The following is a 19,383-nucleotide window of genomic DNA, read 5'->3' as shown; positions in this document are numbered from 1 at the left end:
GTCAGGCCTTTTCGGCACCGACGGGCGGGGTCACACCCGCCCGCGCGATCTGCGCCTCGCGCCAGCTCATGTAGCTGATCGCGCCGATGATGACCGCGCCACCCAGAAGGACATAAGGGTCCACCCGCTCGCCGAAGGCGAAGACGCCCAGAAGGGTTGCCCAGACGAGTTGCAGGAAGATAACCGGCTGGGTGACGCTGACCGGCGCCACGGCGAAGGCGCGGGCCATGAAATAATGGCCAAGTGTCGCGAAAAGCGCCACGACGGCAAGCGCGGCAAGTTGCGCCAGCGTCGGAGTGACCCAGGACCAGAGCGCGAAAGGCGCAAGGCCGATCGCCACCGACAGCGACAGAAGCGCCACAAGGGCACCTGCGGGCAGGACCGTCGATAGACGCTTGGCAACGATATAGGACAGGCCGAAGAAAGTGGCAGCCCCCACCTGCGCCAGATGGCCCGGCGCGAGCTCCCTTAGTCCCGGCCTCAGTACGATCAGCGCGCCAAGAAGCGCCACCGCGATCGCGGTGATCCGCCGAGCCGCGATCCGCTCGCCCAGGAACATCGCCGCCCCTGCCGTCACCACGATCGGGCTCAGATAACCAATCGCCGTCACATCGGCGACCGGGATGCGCGCCATCGCATAGAACCACAGGATCACCGCGACTGTATGCAGACCGCCGCGCAGCGCGATCATCCTGATCGCGCCATCCGGCAGCCCCGCGCGCAGGATGCGCCAAAGCGGCGCGGCGAGGAAGACGAGCCCGTAGAGAAACCGGATGAAGGCCCCTTCCGCCGCCGGCAAGGCGGTGCCCAGATGATGGACCGTGCCATTGACGGCAACGAAGCTCAGCCCGCTGAGCGCCATCCAGAGGATCCCGGCCAAAGGCGTCTGCTTTCCCATAGGCTCCATCCCGACGCCCTGCCCGCCCGTTTGCGCCCCGGCGCCCGAAGCCAGACCAGATCGGCAGGGGAAAGACAAGCTCAGCCGACGGCGATCCCCCAGGCGAGCGACCACATCAAGGCGCCGACGAAAAGATCGAGAACCACCCAGGCGCGAGGCCGCGCGAAGACCGGCGCCAGCAGACGCGCCCCGTAGCCGAGCGAGAAGAAGAAGGCGAAGGACGAGGCCGCAGCCCCGAGGCCGAAGGCCAACGCCCGGCCGGGATATTGCGCGGCGATCGAGCCGATCAGCACCACCGTGTCGAGATAGACATGCGGATTGAGCCAAGTCACCGCCGCGATCATCGCCAGCACCCGGCCGAGCGGCGGCACCGCGCCTTCAGCGGCGCGCAGCGCCTCCCCGCCCCGGAACGCCGCGCGGAAGGACCGCGCTCCATACCACAGCAGAAAGGCCACCCCGCCCCAGCGCAGCGCCGGGGCAAGCCATGGCAGCCGCGCCGACGCGAAGGAAAATCCCGAAACGCCAAGCCCGATCAGCACCGCATCGGAGGCAGCGCAGAAGAGGCAGACGGCAAACACATGCTCGCGCCGGAGCCCCTGCCTCAACACCATGGCGTTCTGCGCCCCGATGGCGAGGATGAGCCCCAGCCCCAGCCGGAACCCGGCGAACGCCGCCTCAAGCATCGCGCCTGATCCGACGCCAGTCCGCAGATGTTCCACCGCTCATCAGTCGCCCTCCGCTCCGGCCGCATGGCTGACCGGATAGCGCCTGGCTGTCTCCAGGACTACTTAATTTTCGTAATCCATGTTAAGAAAATCTGATGATAGACCCCGACCAGCTCTCCTCCCTCGCCGCAATTCTGCGCACCGGCTCTTTCGAGGGCGCGGCGCGGGCGCTGAACGTGACGCCCTCGGCAATCTCGCAGCGCCTGCGCGCGCTCGAGGACCGGCTCGGCACGGTTCTGGTCCTGCGCACCCAACCCGCGCAGGCGACAGAGGCGGGCCGGAGGCTCGCCCGCCATGCCGACGATCTGGCGCTCCTCGAAAGCGCGCTGATGCATGATCTTGGCCGCGCCGCCGACCGTGCCAATCCGACGGTGCGGATCGCCGTCAATGCCGACAGCCTCGCCACCTGGTTTCTGCCAGCCCTGGCAACGGTGCCCGATCTTCTCTTCGATCTGGTGATCGACGACCAGGATCATTCCGTCGACCTGCTGAAACACGGCGAGGTCGCGGCCGCCCTCACCGCCGGCACAGCCTCGGCGCAGGGCGCGGCCATATACGCTCTCGGCGCCCTCACCTATCGCGCCACCTGCTCCCCTGCCTTCCGCGACCGCTGGTTCGCGGGCGGCATGAGCGTCGAGGCGCTCTCACGCGCGCCCGCGCTCACCTTCAACAACAAGGACCGCCTGCAGACCGACTGGGCCCGGGTGCTGACCGGGCGCCCCGTCGCACTCCCGACCCATCTCATCGCCTCAAGTCACGCGTTCGTCGAGGCGGCGCTTCTCGGCCTTGGCTGGGGCATGAATCCCGAACCCCTGATCGCACCCCACCTCGCCCGCGGAACCCTCGTCGACCTCGCCCCCGACCGCCCGCTTCTCAAGCCGCTCGACTGGCAGGTGAGCCGCCTGCATGCAACGCTTCTCGCGCCGCTCACCGCAGCCGTCCGCCGGGCAGCAAAAGCCAAGCTCACGCCGCCCTGAACCGCGGTCAAACCCCTGTTTTCACTTTCTGTCCCGAAATACTCTGGGGGAGCGCGAGGGGGCAGCGCCCCCTCGCACCTTGGAGGGGGAGCGCGAGGGGGCAGCGCCCCCTCGCGCGGGTCGGCCGGGCGAAGCCCGGACGAAATCTCAAAGCGCGGCGGCAACCTCGTCGGGCACGTCGAAATTATGGGTCACGGCCTGCACGTCGTCGTCCTCTTCCAGAAGGTCGATCAGCTTCATCAGCTTCTGTGCCGTTTCGAGGTCCACCTCGGTGCGCGACTGCGGCTTCCAGATGAGCTTTGCCTCCTCGCTCTCACCCAACGCCTTCTCCAGGGCCTCGGTCACGTCGCTCAGCGCATCTGCGTCGCAATAGACCCAATGGCCCTCCTCGTCGCTTTCCACGTCATTGGCACCCGCATCCAGCGCCGCCATCATCACCGTGTCACCATCGCCCGCCTCGGGCTTGAAGCTGACTTCCCCCACCCGGTCGAACGAATGGCTGACCGAACCGGTCTGGCCAAGGTTGCCGCCGCATTTGGTGAAATAGGACCGCACGTTCGAGGCGGTGCGGTTCAGGTTGTCGGTCATCGCCTCGACAATGATCGCGATCCCGTTCACGCCATAGCCCTCATAGCGGATCTCGGTATAGTCCGCCGCATCGCCGCCCATCGACTTCTTGATCGCCCGTTCGATCACGTCCTTGGGCATCGACTGGGCCTTGGCCGCCTTCACCGCAAGCCTGAGGCGCGGGTTCTTCTCGGGGTCGGGGTCGCCCATCTTGGCCGACACCGTGATTTCCTTGGCGAGCTTCGAGAACATCTTGGAGCGTGCAGCATCCTGCTTGCCCTTGCGATGCTGGATATTGGCCCATTTGGAATGGCCTGCCATGACCTTCTCCGACAGATTAGCTGGTTCGGCGCCTCTATAGGCAGGCGCCTTGCGACCCGCAACCCCGGGCCGGTCAGTGCCTTTGGTCGCGCCCGAGCGTGGGCGGTGTGCGGAAGCGCGTAACGCGGCCCTGCGCATCGGTGATCGTGACCAGCGCATAGGGCGACACGGCCGCACCGAGAAGCGGCTCAAGATAATTGCGCTTGCGGACCATGACCCGCCAATCCGCAGCATGCGGGCAACCTTCCATCCGCCCTGCCCCGCCGGTCAGGCCGACATCGGCGCGGCAGATGACGCCGTTGGGGAAATAGACCGTCAACCGCTCGCCGCCCAGCCAGATACGGTCCGGCACCGGCGCGGCCACCACGGGAAGCGCAAGAAGCGAGAGAAGAAAGGCACATGCGATCCGCATCGAACTACCCCTGCAAAGGCCAGATCCAGGCGATGGTCAGCACCGCGGTGATACCGGTCACGATATCGAGCGGGATGCCCATCCGCAGGAAATCGGTGAACTTGTAGCCGCCGGGGCCGTAAACCATCATATGGGTCTGATAGCCGATCGGTGTGGCGAAGGCCACAGAGGCAGAGAACATCACCGCGATCGCGAAGGGGCGCGGATCGAGGCCGAGGGTGACGGCCAGATGCATGGCGATCGGCGTGTAGATCACCGCGACCGCGTTGTTTGACAGGAACTCGGTCAGGACGAGCCCGAGGAAATAGACGATGGCCAGTGTCGCAAGCGGCGGCAGATGCTGGATATGCGGCGCGACCGCATCGACGATCAGCTGCACCGCGCCCGAGGCATAAAGCCCCTCTCCCACGGCCAGCATGCCGAAGATCATCGCCAGAAGCCGCCCGTCGATCGCATGCAGTGCCTCGTCTGGATCGACGGAGCGGGTGACAAGAAGGAACGTCACGGCAAGCATCGCCAGAACGAGGATCGGCGCCACGTCGAGCGCTGCAAGCATGACGACGGCCGCCAGACCGCCGATGGCAAGCGGCATGTGGCTGCGCCGGTAGGGTTTCGCCGACGGTTTCGACACATCGACGAGGTCCACATCGCTCGCCAGCCGCTGGATATCTTCCGCAGCCCCTTCCAGCAGCAGCGTATCGCCCACCTGCACCATCAGATCGTCGAGCTGGCGGCCGATATTCTGGTTGCGGCGATGGACGGCCAGCACATAGACGCCGTAGCGGCGGCGCAGGCGCAATTCGCCGAGCGTGCGGCCGATCAGCCGGCAGCCGGGCGTGATCAGCACCTCGACCGTCTCGGTCTCGACCGACGACAGCTTGTCCACCAGCCGCACGTCCTTGCGCTGCTGAAGATGCAGAAGCTCGGCCATTTCGGTGCGCAGGACGACCCGGTCACCTTCGCGCAGGTCGACCGAGGTGAGGTCGCGCCTGAGCGAAGCGTCGCCGCGTAGCACGTCCACCAGCCGCACCCCGTCGCGCTTGAAGATCTCGACATCCATCACGCGCCGCCCGATCAGGCTGGACTCTTCGGGCACGGCGACCTCGGTGAAGAATTTCACCTTGCGCCGGTCGCCGAGAAGGACACCCATCGATTGCCGCTCCGGCACCAGCCGCCGGGCGAAAACCGCCATGAAGGCCGCGCCCACGAGCGTTACGGCAAGACCCACCGGCGCGACATCGAAGATCGAGAAGGCCTCCATCCCCTGTTTCTGCACCACGCCGTCCACCAGGATGTTGGTCGATGTGCCGATAAGCGTGATCATCCCGCCCATCACGGTGAAATAGGAGAGCGGCATCAGGAAACGCGAGGGCGAGGTGCCCAGCTTTTTCGCCACCTGCATGAAAATCGGGATCATCACCGCCACCACTGGCGTGTTGTTCATGAAGGCGGAACCGACGATGACCACGAGATAGAGGAGCACGATCGTCCGTGCCGGATGATCCTCGACATGGCGCTCGGCGATATTGGTGATTGCCTGAAGCGCGCCGGTGCGCATCAGCGCGCCCATGATCATGAACATGAAGGCGATGGTCCAGGGCGCGGAATTCGAAAGCGTCTTCGTCGCCTCTTCGATCGGCAAGATACCAAGGACGATCATCAGGGCCGCGCCCGCCATCGCCACCACTTCGGGCGCGAATTTCTCGCTGAGGAAAAGCGCAAACATCACCGCGACAATCCCGAGCGCGAGCCATGCCTGCACCGTGTCCAGAAATTCGAAAGGCAGCATTCTATCCCCGAGCGCGGGGCCGCTATCGGGACCCCATCGGGCAGAGGCATCGCATGCCCGCCCCATCCGATCAAGCTTTCTGAGCCGGGTTCAAGGCTTTAGCGCCGCGTTTGCAACGTGCCTTACAGGGCGGCCATCCGCCTGCCGCGCCGGTTTTCAGTCCGGCGTCGCGGGTGAAAGACGGCCGCCCACACGGATCATCCTGACCTTGGTGGCCTTGCCGGAACGGTCGTCCGTTTCGACAAGAACGCCCGACAGGGTCGCTTCCCCCTCGGCGGGCGTGAAACGCTCCTTGCCCATGCCGGTCACGAAGCGGCGCATCGGCTCAAGCTTCTGCATCCCGATGACCGAATCGTAATCGCCGCACATGCCCGCGTCGGTCAGATAGGCGGTGCCGCCCGACAGGATCTGCGCGTCCGCCGTCGGCACATGGGTATGGGTGCCGACGACAAGGCTCGCCCGCCCGTCGCACCAGTGGCCCATGCCCATCTTCTCGCTCGTGGCCTCGGCATGGATGTCGACCAGCACAGCCTGGGCGAGCCCGCCAAGCGGATGGGCCTTCAGAACCGCGTCGATGGCCGAGAAGGGATCGTCGAAGGGCCGTTTCATGAAGACCTGCCCCAGCGCTTGCGCCACCAGCACCTTGCGCCCGCCTGGCGCATCAAATAGCCGCGCCCCGCGTCCCGGCGCGTTTCTGGCATAGTTCAGGGGGCGCAGGATCCGCGGCTCGCTTTCGATGTAGGACAGCATGTCCTTCTGATCGAACGCATGATCGCCGAGCGTCAGGCAATCCGCCCCGGCGGCCAGCAGGTTCTTGGCGTGATCCGCAGTGATCCCCGCCCCGCCGGTCGCGTTCTCGCCGTTGACCACCACGAAATCGAGCCGCCAGTCGGCGCGCAGGCCCGGCAGCCGATCGGTGATCGCCTTGCGGCCGGTCCGGCCCATCACATCGCCAAGGAACAGAATGCGCATATGCCCTGCCTATGCGCCCGACCGGGGCAGCGCAAGCCCCCGAAACCGGTGCGAAAGGTACGATCACTGGCGGTATTTCGCCTGCCGATTGCAAAGCGCTTGACGCGGCGTCTTCATGTTTCCTAGCCTTCGCGCGGGTTGTTGCGGGCCAGAGGCCCGATGGGAGGGGTAATGAGCGCCTTGGGACGCATTGTGCGTGCTGGTCTTCTGGTCGCGATGAGCGCTGTTGGCGCCTCGGCGGCGACGATGAATTTCGACAATTTGCCCGATGAGGGCGCCCAACTTGGCAGCTACAGCGAGAACGGTATCGTCGCGACCGCTCTTGGCGGCGTTCTCGCCTATGAAGGCACGCCGGGTTTCGCCCATCTCGACGATTCCGGCACCGGCCTTGCCTATGGGATCGATTTCACCATGGGCGGTCTCTTCGACGCGGTCGAGTTCTCGCTGACGTCGCTCGGCTATGATTTCTGGGACCCGCCGGGGCCGCTTTCCGACAATCTGATCGTCACCGGTTTCAACGGATCGAGCGTCGTCAGCATGGCGGGCTTCATCCTGAGCGACGTCTTCGGCGCCACTCAGACCTTCACGCTGGGATCGGCCTTCTCGGGCCTGACCTCGCTGAGGATCGAGCTGATCTATCCTGTGAACAGCGCCTATTGCGGCGCGCCCTGCGGGCATCTCGACCTTGATTATGTGACGCTGAATGGGCCTGCTGCCGTGCCGCTTCCGGCATCGGGCCTTTTCCTGATCGGGGCCGGGCTGGGCCTTGGCGCGCTGCGGCTCCGGCGTCGGGCCTGAGCGCAGGCCCCCGGGGGCCGCTCTTCCGCCCTGGCAGGCGTCATCGCTGCAGGCTCAACCGCCGGTCAGGGCGATGACCTCTTTCTCGGTGACGATCAGATCCAGCCGCTGGTCGGTGGGCTCGGTCGGCACCTCGCCCACTTCCTGCGCCGCGAAGGCAAAGCCGACGGCGGTGACGGGGCCCCGCGCCCGCAGCAATTCCAGCGTCCGGTCGTAGAAGCCGCCGCCATAGCCCAACCGATAGCCGCGCCGGTCGAAGGCCAGAAGCGGCACGATCAGCACTTGCGGAACAAGTTCCGCCCCGCCTTCCGGGATCAGTGCCTTGAACGCGCCCTCGATCATGCGCGTCTCGGGCGTCCATTCGTGGAAGCGCAAGGGCTGCGCCGGGCCGGGGATGACCGGCACCGCGACCCGCCCGCCGGCGGCGCAGTGCGCCGCCATCGCGGGCAGGCAGTCGATTTCGGTCCGCATCGGCATGTAGCCCGAAAGCACCTTGGCCCCGTGGGCAGCAAGCGCCTTGATCAGGAGGTCGGCGTCACCCGGCCCCCGCGCCGCGAAGGCGGCCTTGCGCCGCGCGAAAGCCTCGTTCCGCGCCATGGTCTTGATGTCTGCCAGCGTCATAGGAGGATCAGGCTCGCCAGTCCGAGGAAGGTGAAGAAGCCCACGACATCGGTCGTCGTGGTCACGAATGTCCCCGAAGCCAAAGCAGGATCGAAATCGAATTTCTCAAGCGTAAGCGGCACAAGAACGCCCGCCAGCGCCGCGACAAGCTGATTGATGATCATCGCGGCGCCGACGACGCCGCCCAGCATCCACGACCCGTAGATCGCATAGCCGACAACCCCCATCACGCTCGCGAAGATAAGGCCGTTCAACACGCCGACAACCGCCTCGCGCCGCACGACCCGCGCCGCGTTGGCGCCCGTGAGGTCCTTCGTCGCAAGGGCACGAACCGCAACGGTCAGCGACTGGGTTGCCGCCGTTCCCCCCATCGAGGCGACGACCGGCATCAATGCCGCCAACGCCACCAGAGCCTCGATCGTTCCGGCAAACTGGGCGATGACGAGGGCGGCGATATTGGCGGTCAGAAGGTTGATCAGAAGCCACGGCACCCGCTGGCGCAAGGTCTCGACCACGCCGTCCGAGATCGAGCTTTCCTCGCCGACCCCGGCGAGCAGCAGCACGTCTTCCTCATGTTCCTCGTCCAGAACCGCCATCGCGTCGTCGATGGTGATGACGCCCACCAGCCGTTCATGTTCATCGACCACCGGAGCCGAGATCAGGTGATACTGGTTGAAGGCATAGGCGACATCGCCCTCGTCCTCCATGACCGAGATGGTGCGGAAACTGTCCTCGACGATGTCCTTCATCGGCGTCGCGCGTTTCGACGACAGGATCTTGCCCAGCGTCACATAGCCGGTCGGGTGCCAGCGCGGATCGACGAGGATCACATGATAGAACTGGTCGGGCAGTTCCGCCTCGCCGCGCAGGAAGTCGATGGCCTGACCGACCGTCCAGTCCTCGGGTGCGGTCACCACCTCGCGCTGCATCAGGCGGCCCGCAGAATATTCCGGATAGGTCAGCGATTGCTCGACCGCCGCCCGGTCGCTGTCCTCAAGCGCTTCGAGGATCCGTTCCTGCTGCGGTTCCTCCAGGTCCTCGATCAGGTCGACGACATCGTCGCTGTCGAGTTCCCGGACCGCCTCGGTCAGGACCTCGTGCGGCAGCGCCGCGATCACTTCCTCGCGGATCGCTTCGTCAAGCTCCGACAGGATCTCGCCGTCGATCCCGCGCGACCAGAGCGACAGGAGCCGCGCCCGCTCGCCCGAACCGATCTGTTCGAAAAGGTCGGCGATGTCAGCCGCGTGCAGCGGCTCCATCAGCCCTTCGATGGCCGTCGCGTCGCCCGCCTCGACCGCATCGAGGATCGCCTCGACCGTCTCGGGGTCGAGCGCGTAATCCTCCTCCTCGCGGTCCTCGACCGCCGGGCCTTTCTGATGCTCGTCCAGGCTCATCCATCCCCCGCCGCATTACCGCGACCTTATCGGAAGCACTTTCAAAGAAACAGGGGCAAAGGGCGGATTCCCCGAAGCCCCGCTTGGCCTTAGACTGCGAAGGCAACGGAAATGCAAAGGGCGAACATGGCCGACCTCCTTCTGGGACAGACACTTTCCTTCACCGGCGATCCGATGACCGAGGGGCCGGAGGCCGCGCGCCATTCCGCGCGGGGCGGGGTTCTGGTGGAGGGCGGCCGGATCGCCGCGGTGGGCGAGGCGGACGATCTGCGCCGCAGCTATCCGCAGGCGCGTGTCCACGATTACGGCCAGGCGCTGATCTCGGCGGGTTTTGTCGATGCGCATGTGCATTATCCGCAGACGGCGATGATCGCGTCCTGGGGAAAGCGGCTGATCGACTGGCTGAACAGCTACACCTTCCCCGAAGAGATGAAGTTCGCGGACAAGAACTACGCGTCAGAAATCGCCAGCCGCTACTTCGACCTGACGCTCGCGAACGGCACGACGACCGTCTGTTCCTATGCGACCATCCACCCCGAAAGCGTAGACGCCTTCTTTGAAGCGGCTGAGGCGCGCGGCCTGCGCGCCTATGCGGGCAAGACCTGCATGGACCGCAACGCACCCGAGGGGTTGAGAGACACGGCGCAAACCGGATACGACCAAAGCAAGGCGCTTCTGGAAAAGTGGCATGGAACCGACCGCCTCTCCTACGTCATCACGCCCCGTTTCTCGCCCACTTCGACGCCTGAACAGCTGATGGCGATGGGCGCGCTCTGGCGCGAATATCCCGACTGCCTGATGCAGACGCACCTTTCCGAGCAGACCGACGAGGTCGAATGGGTCAAGTCGCTCTTCCCCCAGTCGCGCGATTACCTCGACACCTACGAGGCGCAGGGGCTTCTGCGCGAAGGCGCGCTCTTCGGCCATGCGATCTATCTGACCGAGCGGGAGGTGGCGCGCATCCGCGAGACCGGCGCGGCGCTGGTTCATTGCCCGACGTCGAATACCTTCATAGGTTCGGGCCTCTTTCCAACGATGGCGATGGCGCGGAAGGGCATTCGTGTGGGCCTTGCGACCGACACGGGCGGCGGATCGTCCTTTTCCATGCTGCGGACCATGGCGGCGGCCTATGAGGTCGGCCAGCTTCGCGGCACGCCGCTGCACCCGTCGCAGCTCTGGTGGCTGGCCACGCAAGGCTCGGCCCGGGCGCTCAGGGCCGATCACCTGATCGGCAACCTCGCGCCGGGGATGGAGGCGGACATCGCGGTGATCGACCTTGCGTCCACCCCTGCCATCGCCCAGCGCACCGCCCGGGCCAAGGACATCTGGGAAGCGCTCTTCCCCACGATCATGATGGGCGACGACCGGGCGACAAGGGCGGTGTGGGTCGGCGGAAGGCAAGCCGCTCTTCAGCCCTGACAGGCTTCATCGCTGACGGTGCCACAGCGATGAGCACGCGCAAGGGTGCGAAGAGCGGCCCCGCCCGTCGCCCTCAGTCGACCAGGGCCGCGAGGCGGACCGCCGTGTCCCGCCCGCTTTGATAAGCGCCATGGGCGGTCGCCTGCGCAGTCGGCGAGAAGGCTTCGCCTGCAAAGGCGATCCGGCCGGTATCGGCCGCGATCATCCGGGCGCGGGCCGATGCCTTGCCCGGCACAGTATAACTGTAGGCGCCGCGGGTCTGCGGATTTCTCTGCCAGCCGGTCACGGCCGCGCCGGTGATGCGCGCGCCGATTGCCGATCCGAACGCCCGTTGCAAGGCGGCGCGCGCCTCGTCCGCCATCGCGTCTTTGCCCGCCGCCACAAGATCGCGCGCATATTCACCCGCAAGATGCAGGACAAGCATCGGCACCGCGCCTTCGACCACCTGGAACCAGGGCATGAACCGGCCCGCGCCCATGTCGACGGCAAGGCCTGTGCGCGCGGCCAGCTCTTCCGGCAGGCGATCAAGCGCCAGCGCCACCTTCTCATAGCTGCCGCAAGGCACATGGGCGACCTCGTCCAGCAGATCGCGCGAGGGCCCCTTGGGCAGCGAGATCGCACCCGACAGAAGCACATTCGTCGAAACCGTGACAATCGCCGCCCGCGCGTCAATCGCGCCGCCCGGCCCTTCGACCCTGACCCCGCCGGGCCGTTCGGTGATGGCGGTCACAGGCCTGTTCAGCCGGACCGGCAGCCCTTCGGCCATCCGCGCGACAAGCGCGCCGAGGCCGGAGCGCACGGGCCAGTTCATCCCGGTATCCTCATAGGCGGCGTAACCTTGGGCCGAAACCCTCTCCGGGTCGTCGCAGGCCATGTAGGTCAGGACTGACCGCAGGAACGGATCGTCCATGCCCCGCGCCGCAAGCACCTCGCCAAGCGAACGTTCGATGGTCTCGGCGCCCGCTGCGTAAACCGCCGCAAACCCCTCTTCAAGCCGGCCATCCACGGCCGCCTCCTCGGTCGCGTTCAGCCAGCGCCCGCCGCGCCACTGGGCGGTCGAAAAGGCCAGCTGGTCCCGCCCGAGATCGGCATTGAACCGGTCCGCCCAAGCGACCAGCGGATTGATGTCGGCGCTGTGCAGCCAATGGCAGCCATGGTCCCAGGCGCCGGGAAGCGAGCAGGCATCGGTGAAGGCGCGCCCGCCGACCCGGTCCGCGGCTTCGAGGATGACACAGGCAATCCCCCGCGCGGCGAGTTCAAGCCCCGCCCCGATTCCGGCAGCACCGGCACCGACGATGACGACATCCGGGTGCATGGCACACCTCCCGGCGCGCAGACTGCGTCAGGACGGACCCGCCGACAAGCCCCATCGGGACCGGCGGGCCGCTCTTCAGCCTTTACAGGCCTCAGGGCGCGAAGAGCGCTCAGCCCGCCAGACGCCGCGCCAGCCGGTTCTGATCCTCGATCACCCGGGGCAGGTCGATGGTCGCGACCTGCCCGTCACGGACAATCTGCCGCCCCTCGACCAGAAGATGGCGCACCTTCGTCGGGCCGCAGAGCATCAGTGCCGCGACCGGATCCCAGGCGCCCGCCGCCTCGATCCCGGTCATGTCCCAGATCGCGATATCCGCGCGCTTGCCCGGCTCCAGCGACCCGCAATCGCGGCGTCCCAGCACCTGCGCCCCGCCAAGCGTGGCGATCTCCAGCGCCTCGCGCGCCGCCATCGCGTCGGCGCCGTGTGCGACGCGCTGCAAGAGCATCGCCATTCGTGCTTCCGCCACCAGATTGCCCGCGTCGTTCGAGGCAGAGCCATCGACGCCCAACGCCACCTTGACGCCCGCATCGCGCATCGCACGCACCGGCGCTATCCCCGACCCGAGCCGGCAGTTCGAACAGGGGCAGTGGGCCACACCGGTGCGGGACCGGGCGAAAAGCCCGATCTCGGATGGATCCAGCTTCACGCAATGCGCGTGCCAGACATCATCGCCCGTCCAGCCGAGCTCCTCGGCATATTGCCCGGGGCGGCAGCCGAACGTCGCCAGCGAATAGGCAATATCCTCGTCATTCTCGGCCAGATGGGTATGCAGCATCACCCCCTTGTCGCGGGCCAGGAGCGCGGCCTCGCGCATCAGGTCGCGGCTGACCGAAAAGGGCGAACAGGGCGCAAGACCCACCCGCACCATCGCGCCTTCGGCCGGATCGTGGAACCGGTCGACCACCCGCACCATATCCTTCAGGATCGCCTCTTCCCGCTCGACCAGCGCATCGGGCGGCAGACCGCCCGCGCTTTCGCCGATCGACATGGCCCCGCGCGTCGGGTGGAACCTGACGCCGATCTCGCGCGCCGCATGGATCGTATCGTCGAGTGTAGCGCCGTTCGGGAAGAGATAGAGGTGGTCCGAGGTCAGCGTGCAGCCCGACAATGCCAGCTCTGCCAGACCCGTCAGCGCGGAAACCCGCAATTCCTCCGGCCCCATCCGGCCCCAGATCGGATAGAGCGTCTTCAGCCAGCCGAACAGAAGCGCGTCCTGCCCGCCCGGCACCGCCCGCGTCATCGACTGGTAAAGATGGTGGTGGGTGTTCACGAGCCCCGGGGTGACGACGCAGCCCCGCGCCTCGATGACCTCGGCCGCGGGTGCCTGAAGCCCCTGCCCCACCGCAACGATCTTGCCGCCGCCAACGATGATGTCCGCGCCCGAAAGCTCGCGCCGCGACCCGTCCATGGTCACGACCTGGTCGGCGTTCCTGATCAGGACTCTGTCCATCCCCATCCCCTTCCAACACCCCCTTCGGTGTCATCGGGATGCGACCGACAGAAGGGAGCTGAAGGACTCGGGCGCACTGACCTGATATCCGAACGCGACCGTTGGGTCAAAGCTCCGCGCGGTGCATGCCTGCGTCGTTTGGCTGTTGACTCTGCCCGGCGCATCCGTAAAAGGCGGGCTTCAAGGATTTCACCGGCGGGCGTCCGTACAGTTTGGGCCCCCGGGACTATGGAGACAGAAATGGCGAAGCCGACGACGATCAAGATCCGTCTGAACTCGACGGCGGGCACCGGGCACTTCTATGTGACCAAGAAGAATGCCCGCACCATGACCGAAAAGATGGTCGTGAAGAAATACGATCCCGTGAAGCGGGAGCATGTGGAATACAAGGAAGGCAAGATCAAGTAAGATCGCCGCCGACCGCAAGGACAGGGCCGCGCCGCAAGGTGCGGCCTTTTCGTTTCGGCCGGGGCCGAAGAGTTTTCGCGAAAACTCTTCGGTGCGGCGGAAAGTCCTTCGCGAAGGACTTTCCGCCCCCGGGGCGGTTCGAACTGCCGAAGCCGAGGGCGCGACGGAGGGCGTAATGCAACGGATCATGATCATCGGCCAGCCCGGCGCGGGCAAATCGACACTGGCCGCAGCGCTGGGGCAACGGACCGGGCTGCCGGTGATACACATTGACCATATTCACTGGCAGCCAGGGTGGATAGAACGCAGCAGCGATGAAAAGACCCGCCTGTGCAATGTGGCTGTGCAATGAGGCTGCGGCAGGGGAACGCTCGATCTTCGAGGGCGGGCATTCCGTCACCTGGCCGGGTCGCCTGGCCCGAGCAACTGTCGAACCTGCCTGAATTCCTGTCTTTCATCTGGCGCACCCGGCACAGCGCCCGGGCTGTCGCCATGCGGCTTCTGGCCGGGGCGGATGCGCGAGAACGCATCATCCATCTGCGCAGCCCGCGACAGGTGCGCGCCTTTCTTTCCGGATACGGAAAATAAAAATGGCCGGGGAGTTCCCCGGCCATTCCGTCAGTCTCTATCCAGGATCACTCGCGGTTGCCGAGGAACTGCAGCAGGAACATGAACATGTTCAGGAAGTCGAGATAGAGGTTCAGGGCGCCCATGATCGCCGACTTGGCGAGCCATTCCTGATCGCCCACCTGCGCATGCGCGATGTAGGTGTTCTTGATCGCCTGTGTATCGAAGGCTGTGAGGCCCGCGAAGATCAGCACGCCCACGACCGAGATCGCGAAGGCCAGCGCGCCCGAGGCGAGGAAGAGGTTGACGAGCGAGGCGACGATCAGCCCGATCAGGCCCATCATAAGGAAAGTGCCGAAGCCCGACAGGTCGCGCTTGGTCGTGTAGCCGTAAAGCGACAGGCCCGCGAAGGCAATCGCGGTCACCAGGAAGGTCTGGGCGATCGACACGCCGGTGTAGACGGCGAAGATGAAGCTGATCGACAGCCCCATCAGCGCGGCGAAGCCGTAGAAGACCAGCTGCGCAGTGGCCGACGACATCCTGTGGATCATCGCGCCGAACGCGAAGACCACGGCGAGAGGCGCAAACATCACGACCCATTTCAGCGGCGAGCCGAAGATCGCGACAAGAAGCTGGTCGTTGGTGCCAACAGCCCAGGCGACAAGCCCGGTCAGCACCATTGCCACGGACATCAGCCCGTAGACCTTGTTCATATGGGCGCGCAGGCCCTCGTCGATGGCGGCCGCGCTCGTAGCGCTGCGGCCATAGTTGATGGTCTGATAGTCGGCCATCTTTCCCTCCACTAAACCGTTTTCGCCCGCGCGACGTCGCGTGCGCGGGATTACCTGTCCATATTGGGGCCATCCCGCGGGATTTCAAGGATTTCCAGCCCGGGTTGCGGAACTAATTGCGCCAGCGGTCCGGCCCGCCCCATGTCCAACGCGCCGCCTCCCGCGCCGCTGCCTCCGGGTCGAGGCCCAGATCGAGCAGCCGGTGCGTTTCCAACTCTTTGAGTGCGTGGCGCTGACGCGAAAGGTCCATGGCGCGGAAGACCGCCCGTCCCGGACGTGCTGGCGACAGGGCGAACAGGTGTCGAATGGTGGGCAGGAAAAGGGTTTGTATGGACATTGCGGCATCCTTTCATTTCATCTGATGATAAAGCTGTCTCCTTGCATCAAATCTGTTGATAGTCGGCCATATTTGCCATACATTCCGTATATGAATTTATCTTGCCAAGATAATCACGGATGATGATATGGCCCGCAATCTCGACCTGACCGCGCTGCGCGCCTTCATCGTGACCGCCGATGTGGGCGGCGTGACACGCGCCTCCTCGCTTCTCAACCTCACCCAGTCCGCCGTCTCGATGCAGATCAAACGGCTGGAGGAGAGCCTTGGCCTGTCGCTTTTCTTCCGAACCGCTCGGCGGCTTTCGCTGACGCCCGAGGGCGAGCAGCTTCTGGCCTATGCGCGGCGCATGCTCGACCTCAACGACGAGGTGCTGGCGCGCCTGCACAGCAGCTCGCTGACAAGCGAGCTGCGGATCGGCGTGCCGCATGACATCGTCTACCCTGCGATCCCGGAAATCCTGAAAGTGATGGCGGCGCGCTATCCGCGCCTCCGGATCAACCTGACTTCGGCCTTCACCATGACGATGAAGGAACAGTTCGCGCGCGGTGAACTGGACCTGATCCTCACGACCGAGGAAGAGCCGGGTCCGGGCGGCGAGAAGCTTTCCTGCCACGATCTGATCTGGGTCGGCGCGCCCGGCGGCACCGCCTGGCAGAACCGCCCCGTCCGGCTTGGCTTCGAGGAAAACTGCAAGTTCCGCGCCATCGCGCTCGAACGGCTCGATGCGGCGGGAATCCCGTGGGAGATGGGGTTCTTCGGCCGCTCGAACGAGGCCGTCCATGCGATGATCGCCGCCGATCTCGCCCTGACGGCGCGGCTGAGAGGCTGGAACCCGGGCTCCACCTGCGCGATTCCCGGCCATGCCGACCTGCCCGCGCTCGGCAGCATGTGGATCTGCCTTTACGACAGCGGCTTGCAGAAGGGGCCGATCATCGAGGATCTGAAAGGCCAGATCCGGGCCGCCTATGCGGACGCATCGCAGCGCACCACGACCTTGCCGGTCGATCTGCGTTCCCTCAAGAGGGCCAGCGCCTGATCCGCCTGTGACAGCGGCAAGACATGGCTGACATGCGGCTTCAGCCGCCCTTCGCCATACCAGGCGAACAGCTGTGCGAGACTGTCGCGCAGCACATCCGGCCGGAAGCTCAGATACCCGCCCCAGTAAAGGCCGATCACCGATAGGTTCTTGACCAGCAGCCGGTTCGCCGCGACCTGCGGCACGGTGCCGCCCGCAAAGCCGATGGCAAGCATCCGCCCCTCTGGCCGCATCGCGCCCATGGCAGCCTCGAAGACCGCGCCGCCAATCGTCTCATAGGCGACGTCGACGCCGCCGAGCACCTTCAGTTCCGCCTTGAGGTCTGCGGTATCGCTGTCGATCAGGTGATCCGCCCCTGCCGCGCCCGCCACCGCGAGCTTTTCCGCGCCCCGCGCCACCGCGACGACACGCGCCCCCATCAGCCTGCCGATCTCGACCGCCGTCAGCCCGACGCCGCCCGCCGCGCCGGTGACCAGCAATGTCTCGCCCGCCTGCAACCCCGCGCGCCGGTCAAGCGCGAGATGACTGGTGCCATAGGCAATCGGGAAGGCCGCGGCGGCCTCAAACGGCATGCCCTCCGGCAGCGGAATGCAGCGGTCGGCGGCAAAGCACCCCATCTCCGCCAGCCCGCCGTGCCCGGCGATCACCGCGACGCGCATCCCGGGCGCCAGGCCCGCCACCCCTGGCCCGACCCTGTCGATGCGGCCCGCGATCTCCATCCCCGGCACATAGGGCAAGGGGGGCTTTTCCTGATAGCGACCCTCGATCATCAGGAGGTCCGCGAAGTTCAGCCCGCAGGCCGCTATGCGCAGACGCACCTCTCCCGGACCCGGCTCCGGGACCGGGAGGTCCGTCATGAGGGGCGATTCGCCGAGGCGGGAGACAAGCAGAGAACGCATCGATCGGCTCCTGACGGCTTGGGTGCGCCCCTCTCCTAGGCGGCAATCCGCCAGCGGGCAAGAAATTAGACTGCTTGCTCGCAAACAGCAAAGGCAAGGTGCAGTTCTTTTGCTTTTTGCAATGCAAATCGCAATTGCAACCTCCGGTGAAAATTTTTGTTGTGCAGTCCGCAAACGGCGAGCTGTACTTTTGTATAGGCTCGTTCACGGCAACCTGGCCGACTTTTGAATTCCCCAAAACACCTATTTCTTGTATTACAATTTGACGAATTGATCATATTGGCGCCGCCGCGCCGTTCGTCGTTAGAGAGTTGGAGAGCACTATGAAACACCCTGTGGATGTACATGTCGGCAAGCGGGTCCGCCATCGTCGCTGGATGATCGGCATGACCCAGCAGCAGCTGGCCGACAAGGTGGGCATCAAGTTCCAGCAGATCCAGAAATATGAAACCGGCATGAACCGGATTTCCGCCTCGCGGCTGTGGGATATCGCCGATGCGCTCGGCGTGTCGATCAGCTTCTTCTTCGAGGGGCTGGGCGCCGAGGCGCCGGTGATCGACGAGCAGATGGGCGACATCCTTGCCGACAAGGAAGCGTTGATGCTGGTGCGGTCCTATTACGCGATCCCCGAAGCGCAGCGGCGCCGCCTTTTCGATCTGGCGAAGGTCCTGTCGGACGCTGCCTGACTGCAAGGGGACGTCGGCGAGGCGGGGTGAATTCCACAGCTGCTTGACCGGCGCGCAGCGCGCGGCCTATGCCTCCGGGGCACGATACGGAGGCGCGGCATGGGGATGTCGGACAGACTGAAGGACGAGCTGGTCGGCGCGGCGCACGCTCTGGCGGATGCCGCGCGCGAAGAGACGCTCGCCTGGTTCCGAACGCCCGACCTTTCTGCCGAAAACAAGCTCGCTTCGGGCTTCGACCCGGTCACGCACGCCGATCGCGCGTCGGAGGCACGGATGCGGGCGATACTGGCCGACCTGCGGCCCGAGGACGCGATCCTGGGCGAGGAATTCGACGCGAAACCCGGCACATCCGGCCTGACCTGGGTGCTCGACCCGATCGACGGCACCCGCGCCTTCCTGTCGGGGGCGCCCACCTGGGGCGTGCTGATCGCGGTTGATGGCGGTACTGGCCCGATCCTCGGGATGATCGACCAGCCCCATATCGGCGAGCGGTTCGTGGGCGGCCTCGGCTGGGCCGAACTGAGCGGTCCGCGCGGCGTAAGCCCCTTAAGGACGCGCGCGGCGCGTCCGCTTGGCGAGGCGATCCTGTTTTCCACCTTCCCCGAAGTCGGCAGCGAGGCCGAGCGCACCGCCTTCCACCGGCTCGCCGGGATGGTCCGTCTTACGCGCTACGGCACCGACTGTTATGCCTATGGCCTCGTCGCGGCGGGTCAGATCGACCTTGTCGTCGAAGCGGGCCTGCAGACCTATGATATCCAGGCCCCGATCGCGGTGATCGAGGCGGCGGGCGGGATCGTGACCGACTGGCGGGGCGGCCCGGCCCATCACGGCGGCCGGGTTCTCGCCGCCGCCAACCGCGCGATCCATGCCGAGGCGCTGGCCATCCTGCGCGAAGCACCCGAGGGCTGATCCTTCCCCTGCCGTGATCCGGCGGAGCCGCGCGCGGAAGCGCGCGGCAAGCCATCTCTCGCAGCCCGCGCCGGGGCGCGGGCTGCTCG

The 19,383-nt window shown here is 65.9% G+C and carries 21 protein-coding genes; 8 read left to right on the top strand and 13 right to left on the bottom strand.

The features are described from left to right. Position 1 precedes the first annotated feature (1 nt). Both P0645_RS09155 and P0645_RS09150 read right to left on the bottom strand, forming a co-directional pair. Positions 2-898: a DMT family transporter gene (locus P0645_RS09155; protein ID WP_284164263.1), complete on the bottom strand. Its 897-nt coding sequence runs from the start codon at positions 896-898 to the stop codon at positions 2-4. 80 nt (positions 899-978) lie between these two features. Next, positions 979-1,581, bottom strand: coding sequence for a LysE/ArgO family amino acid transporter (locus P0645_RS09150; RefSeq protein ID WP_284164471.1), 603 nt, complete (start codon positions 1,579-1,581; stop codon positions 979-981). A gap of 137 nt (positions 1,582-1,718) precedes the next feature. On the opposite strand from P0645_RS09150, the gene P0645_RS09145 reads away from it, so the two are divergent. Further along, positions 1,719-2,600, top strand: a complete 882-nt coding sequence (locus P0645_RS09145) for a LysR family transcriptional regulator ArgP (protein ID WP_349775076.1) — start codon at positions 1,719-1,721, stop codon at positions 2,598-2,600. 147 nt (positions 2,601-2,747) lie between these two features. Here P0645_RS09145 and P0645_RS09140 read toward each other — a convergent pair whose 3' ends face one another. The 4 genes from P0645_RS09140 to P0645_RS09125 all read right to left on the bottom strand — a co-directional run bounded on the left by P0645_RS09140 (position 2,748) and on the right by P0645_RS09125 (position 6,661). Continuing rightward, positions 2,748-3,488 (bottom strand): YebC/PmpR family DNA-binding transcriptional regulator, encoded by a 741-nt coding sequence (locus P0645_RS09140; RefSeq protein ID WP_284164262.1) that lies wholly within the window; start codon positions 3,486-3,488, stop codon positions 2,748-2,750. 73 nt (positions 3,489-3,561) lie between these two features. Beyond that, positions 3,562-3,900 carry a hypothetical protein gene (locus P0645_RS09135; RefSeq protein WP_284164261.1) on the bottom strand — a complete coding sequence of 113 codons (339 nt, stop codon included), beginning with the start codon at positions 3,898-3,900 and terminating at the stop codon, positions 3,562-3,564. 4 nt (positions 3,901-3,904) lie between these two features. After that, positions 3,905-5,689, bottom strand: a complete 1,785-nt coding sequence (locus P0645_RS09130; protein ID WP_284164260.1) for an SLC13 family permease — start codon at positions 5,687-5,689, stop codon at positions 3,905-3,907. A 156-nt stretch (positions 5,690-5,845) separates the two neighbouring features. Then, positions 5,846-6,661 carry a TIGR00282 family metallophosphoesterase gene (locus P0645_RS09125; RefSeq protein WP_284164259.1) on the bottom strand — a complete coding sequence of 272 codons (816 nt, stop codon included), beginning with the start codon at positions 6,659-6,661 and terminating at the stop codon, positions 5,846-5,848. A 171-nt stretch (positions 6,662-6,832) separates the two neighbouring features. Between P0645_RS09125 and P0645_RS09120 the strand changes: the two genes are divergently transcribed. Beyond that, positions 6,833-7,459, top strand: coding sequence for a hypothetical protein (locus tag P0645_RS09120; protein ID WP_284164258.1), 627 nt, complete (start codon positions 6,833-6,835; stop codon positions 7,457-7,459). Between the two features lie 54 nt (positions 7,460-7,513). Here the strand turns inward: P0645_RS09120 and P0645_RS09115 are convergent, their stop codons facing one another. Both P0645_RS09115 and mgtE read right to left on the bottom strand, forming a co-directional pair. Next, positions 7,514-8,080 (bottom strand): 5-formyltetrahydrofolate cyclo-ligase, encoded by a 567-nt coding sequence (locus tag P0645_RS09115; RefSeq protein WP_284164257.1) that lies wholly within the window; start codon positions 8,078-8,080, stop codon positions 7,514-7,516. Then, positions 8,077-9,474, bottom strand: coding sequence for a magnesium transporter (gene mgtE / locus P0645_RS09110; RefSeq protein ID WP_284164256.1), 1,398 nt, complete (start codon positions 9,472-9,474; stop codon positions 8,077-8,079). Before mgtE ends, P0645_RS09115 begins: the two co-directional genes overlap by 4 nt. Before the next feature lie 126 nt (positions 9,475-9,600). Between mgtE and guaD the strand changes: the two genes are divergently transcribed. Further along, positions 9,601-10,893 (top strand): guanine deaminase, encoded by a 1,293-nt coding sequence (gene guaD, locus P0645_RS09105; RefSeq protein ID WP_284164469.1) that lies wholly within the window; start codon positions 9,601-9,603, stop codon positions 10,891-10,893. Between the two features lie 73 nt (positions 10,894-10,966). Here the strand turns inward: guaD and P0645_RS09100 are convergent, their stop codons facing one another. Both P0645_RS09100 and P0645_RS09095 read right to left on the bottom strand, forming a co-directional pair. After that, the gene (locus P0645_RS09100; RefSeq protein WP_284164255.1) at positions 10,967-12,208 is read right to left on the bottom strand and encodes a flavin monoamine oxidase family protein; all 1,242 of its coding nucleotides are present in this window, start codon (positions 12,206-12,208) and stop codon (positions 10,967-10,969) included. Positions 12,209-12,317: 109 nt separating this feature from the next. Further along, positions 12,318-13,658: an 8-oxoguanine deaminase gene (locus P0645_RS09095; RefSeq protein ID WP_284164254.1), complete on the bottom strand. Its 1,341-nt coding sequence runs from the start codon at positions 13,656-13,658 to the stop codon at positions 12,318-12,320. 240 nt (positions 13,659-13,898) lie between these two features. Here P0645_RS09095 and rpmG point away from each other — a divergent pair, with 240 nt between their 5' ends. Together rpmG and P0645_RS19300 are read left to right on the top strand one after the other, a co-directional pair. Next, the gene (gene rpmG, locus P0645_RS09090) at positions 13,899-14,066 is read left to right on the top strand and encodes a 50S ribosomal protein L33 (protein WP_023666545.1); all 168 of its coding nucleotides are present in this window, start codon (positions 13,899-13,901) and stop codon (positions 14,064-14,066) included. A gap of 175 nt (positions 14,067-14,241) precedes the next feature. Further along, positions 14,242-14,418 carry an AAA family ATPase gene (locus P0645_RS19300; RefSeq protein WP_349775075.1) on the top strand — a complete coding sequence of 59 codons (177 nt, stop codon included), beginning with the start codon at positions 14,242-14,244 and terminating at the stop codon, positions 14,416-14,418. A 283-nt stretch (positions 14,419-14,701) separates the two neighbouring features. On the opposite strand, the gene P0645_RS09080 is transcribed toward P0645_RS19300, so the two are convergent. Both P0645_RS09080 and P0645_RS09075 read right to left on the bottom strand, forming a co-directional pair. Then, on the bottom strand, positions 14,702-15,424 hold the full coding sequence (locus P0645_RS09080; RefSeq protein ID WP_284164253.1) for a Bax inhibitor-1/YccA family protein: 723 nt from the start codon (positions 15,422-15,424) through the stop codon (positions 14,702-14,704). Positions 15,425-15,536: 112 nt separating this feature from the next. After that, a complete protein-coding gene (locus P0645_RS09075; protein ID WP_284164252.1) occupies positions 15,537-15,761 on the bottom strand; it encodes a hypothetical protein in 225 nt (74 codons plus the stop codon). Positions 15,762-15,888: 127 nt separating this feature from the next. Between P0645_RS09075 and P0645_RS09070 the strand changes: the two genes are divergently transcribed. Next, complete coding sequence (locus P0645_RS09070; protein ID WP_284164251.1) at positions 15,889-16,800, top strand: LysR family transcriptional regulator; 912 nt, start codon at positions 15,889-15,891, stop codon at positions 16,798-16,800. Here the strand turns inward: P0645_RS09070 and P0645_RS09065 are convergent. Beyond that, the gene (locus tag P0645_RS09065) at positions 16,728-17,699 is read right to left on the bottom strand and encodes an NADPH:quinone oxidoreductase family protein (RefSeq protein ID WP_284164250.1); all 972 of its coding nucleotides are present in this window, start codon (positions 17,697-17,699) and stop codon (positions 16,728-16,730) included. The two genes, P0645_RS09070 and P0645_RS09065, sit on opposite strands and share 73 nt — an antisense overlap. 323 nt (positions 17,700-18,022) lie before the next feature. On the opposite strand from P0645_RS09065, the gene P0645_RS09060 reads away from it, so the two are divergent. Then, positions 18,023-18,385 (top strand): helix-turn-helix domain-containing protein, encoded by a 363-nt coding sequence (locus P0645_RS09060; protein ID WP_267633960.1) that lies wholly within the window; start codon positions 18,023-18,025, stop codon positions 18,383-18,385. A 99-nt stretch (positions 18,386-18,484) separates the two neighbouring features. Beyond that, positions 18,485-19,294 carry an inositol monophosphatase family protein gene (locus P0645_RS09055; RefSeq protein WP_284164249.1) on the top strand — a complete coding sequence of 270 codons (810 nt, stop codon included), beginning with the start codon at positions 18,485-18,487 and terminating at the stop codon, positions 19,292-19,294. Positions 19,295-19,383: the final 89 nt, after the last annotated feature.

The sequence above is a fragment of the Frigidibacter sp. SD6-1 genome (genome assembly GCF_030143255.1).
Lineage (GTDB): Bacteria > Pseudomonadota > Alphaproteobacteria > Rhodobacterales > Rhodobacteraceae > TMP-24.
Note: the sequence above shows the minus strand (reverse complement) of the source record. Positions and strands in the feature narration are given on the sequence as shown.

Excerpts from the sequence above, each read along its gene's own strand:
- P0645_RS09070 (WP_284164251.1), top strand. The coding sequence starts at position 15,889 with ATGGCCCGCAATCTCGACCTGACCGCGCTGCGCGCCTTCATCGTGACC.
- P0645_RS19300 (WP_349775075.1), top strand. The coding sequence starts at position 14,242 with ATGCAACGGATCATGATCATCGGCCAGCCCGGCGCGGGCAAATCGACA.
- P0645_RS09145 (WP_349775076.1), top strand. The coding sequence starts at position 1,719 with ATGATAGACCCCGACCAGCTCTCCTCCCTCGCCGCAATTCTGCGCACC.
- P0645_RS09080 (WP_284164253.1), bottom strand. The coding sequence starts at position 15,424 with ATGGCCGACTATCAGACCATCAACTATGGCCGCAGCGCTACGAGCGCG.
- P0645_RS09075 (WP_284164252.1), bottom strand. The coding sequence starts at position 15,761 with ATGTCCATACAAACCCTTTTCCTGCCCACCATTCGACACCTGTTCGCC.
- P0645_RS09120 (WP_284164258.1), top strand. The coding sequence starts at position 6,833 with ATGAGCGCCTTGGGACGCATTGTGCGTGCTGGTCTTCTGGTCGCGATG.
- rpmG (WP_023666545.1), top strand. The coding sequence starts at position 13,899 with ATGGCGAAGCCGACGACGATCAAGATCCGTCTGAACTCGACGGCGGGC.
- guaD (WP_284164469.1), top strand. The coding sequence starts at position 9,601 with ATGGCCGACCTCCTTCTGGGACAGACACTTTCCTTCACCGGCGATCCG.
- P0645_RS09060 (WP_267633960.1), top strand. The coding sequence starts at position 18,023 with ATGAAACACCCTGTGGATGTACATGTCGGCAAGCGGGTCCGCCATCGT.
- P0645_RS09140 (WP_284164262.1), bottom strand. The coding sequence starts at position 3,488 with ATGGCAGGCCATTCCAAATGGGCCAATATCCAGCATCGCAAGGGCAAG.
- P0645_RS09135 (WP_284164261.1), bottom strand. The coding sequence starts at position 3,900 with ATGCGGATCGCATGTGCCTTTCTTCTCTCGCTTCTTGCGCTTCCCGTG.
- P0645_RS09115 (WP_284164257.1), bottom strand. The coding sequence starts at position 8,080 with ATGACGCTGGCAGACATCAAGACCATGGCGCGGAACGAGGCTTTCGCG.
- P0645_RS09095 (WP_284164254.1), bottom strand. The coding sequence starts at position 13,658 with ATGGACAGAGTCCTGATCAGGAACGCCGACCAGGTCGTGACCATGGAC.
- P0645_RS09055 (WP_284164249.1), top strand. The coding sequence starts at position 18,485 with ATGGGGATGTCGGACAGACTGAAGGACGAGCTGGTCGGCGCGGCGCAC.
- P0645_RS09150 (WP_284164471.1), bottom strand. The coding sequence starts at position 1,581 with ATGCTTGAGGCGGCGTTCGCCGGGTTCCGGCTGGGGCTGGGGCTCATC.
- P0645_RS09155 (WP_284164263.1), bottom strand. The coding sequence starts at position 898 with ATGGGAAAGCAGACGCCTTTGGCCGGGATCCTCTGGATGGCGCTCAGC.
- P0645_RS09065 (WP_284164250.1), bottom strand. The coding sequence starts at position 17,699 with ATGCGTTCTCTGCTTGTCTCCCGCCTCGGCGAATCGCCCCTCATGACG.
- P0645_RS09100 (WP_284164255.1), bottom strand. The coding sequence starts at position 12,208 with ATGCACCCGGATGTCGTCATCGTCGGTGCCGGTGCTGCCGGAATCGGG.
- P0645_RS09130 (WP_284164260.1), bottom strand. The coding sequence starts at position 5,689 with ATGCTGCCTTTCGAATTTCTGGACACGGTGCAGGCATGGCTCGCGCTC.
- mgtE (WP_284164256.1), bottom strand. The coding sequence starts at position 9,474 with ATGAGCCTGGACGAGCATCAGAAAGGCCCGGCGGTCGAGGACCGCGAG.
- P0645_RS09125 (WP_284164259.1), bottom strand. The coding sequence starts at position 6,661 with ATGCGCATTCTGTTCCTTGGCGATGTGATGGGCCGGACCGGCCGCAAG.